Raw genomic sequence first — 1,542 nt, 5'->3', positions numbered from 1 at the left:
GATCTGGGCCGGGACCGGGCGGCACCGGGTCGGGGCCCGGGCCCGGCGGCACCGGATCGGGGATGGGCGACGGCGGGACGGGGTCCGGCGGCGTCGGAAGCGGGCCCGGGCCGGGCGGCGGCAGGACCGCCGCAGCCGCCGATCCCAGGCGCCGGCGCGGCGCCGGAACAGGGGTGAGGCAGATGGTTTCCATCTCGTGGCGGTGCCCGCCCGGCACCCGACGCACACCGCAACGACCGGATCGGACGCAGGGGGTGGCCGTGTCCGTGCCCGATCACTACCGTTGCGACCTATGACCGGGTTGGGTGGATCCGCGGATCCACCCTGGGCCGTCGTCCATCGCACCGAGCAGCGCATGTCGCGGATGATCGGGTACGCGCGGGCCGCCTGCGCGACGTTCGTGGTCATCCCGCTGTTCGGGTGGGACCGGCTGCGCCATCCCTGGCTCGCGGTGCTGATCGTGGTCGCCGCCACCGCCGAGGCGAGCTGGTTCGCCTGGCGGGCATGGCACGGGCCGGACCGGCTGTCCCGGCGGCTGGTGCTCACCGACGTCACCTTCTGCGTGGCGCTGATGCTGGTCGGCTCCCGCGCGGCGCAACCACACGAACGCAACAAGCTGATGACCGAGCTGGTGCCGTTCAGCCTGGTGGCCTCGGCCGGCGTCGGGTTCGGCCTGGGTCTGGGGCTGCTCGCCGCCGCCGCGGTGGCGATCCTGATGACGGCGTGGAGCCTGGCCGTGCTGCCGGACGTCTCCCTCAAGCTCGGCTCGGACCTGCTGGGCTTCACCCTGTGGTACATCGTCGCGATGCTCATCGCCCGGGAGCTGCGGACGCTGTCCGCGGCGACCGCGACCGCCCAGGACGCGGCCAAGGCCGCCGGCCGGGTCGCCGTGGAGCAGGAACGGGAGGCCGAGAGCCTGCGCCAGCGCGAGATCACCCACCGGGAGATCCACGACTACCTGCTGCCCATCGTCGACCACGTCGCCGCCGGCGGCACCCCGTCCCCCGCGCTGGTCCGGGAGGCCAGGCGCGGGGCGCAACGCGCCCGACGGATCATCATGGACCCGCGCGGGCTGGACCCGCGAGTCCTCGACGGCAACGGCAACGGCAACGGCAACGGCGGTGGCGGTGGCGGTGGGACGCCCGCGCCGGGCGAGACCGGGTTCGAGGCGATGATGTCGACGGTCGTCGACGCGTTCGCCGACGAGGGCCTCGCGCTCGTCCCCTTCGTGGCGATCCAGGGCGAGCCGCCCGCGCCGGTGCGCGAGGCGCTGGTCGCCGCGACCCGGGAGGCGCTGCGCAACGTCGTGCGGCACGCCGGCGGGGTCGACGAGGTCAGCCTGTTCGTCGAGGGCGACGCGGGCGCGGTGCTCGTGGTCGTCCGCGATCGGGGCGTCGGATTCGACCCGACGACGGTCCGCCCGGGTGGCGGGATGAGCGGCAGCTACCAGGCCGTGCGCCGGCACGGCGGGCAGGTGGTCGTCACCGCCCAGCCGGGCGGCGGGGTCAAGGTGACGCTGCGCTGGCCGGCCCCGCCCACCCC

The 1,542-nt window shown here is 75.4% G+C and carries 1 protein-coding gene; it reads left to right on the top strand.

The window, feature by feature from the left end:
• Positions 1–292: 292 nt before the first annotated feature.
• Positions 293–1,542: sensor histidine kinase (locus NBZ83_RS32075; RefSeq protein WP_261576505.1), on the top strand; the 1,250-nt coding region annotated here is incomplete at its 3' end.

The organism is Frankia gtarii, assembly GCF_025403375.1.
GTDB classification, from domain to species: Bacteria; Actinomycetota; Actinomycetes; order Frankiales; family Frankiaceae; genus Frankia; species Frankia gtarii.
Note: the sequence above shows the minus strand (reverse complement) of the source record. Positions and strands in the feature narration are given on the sequence as shown.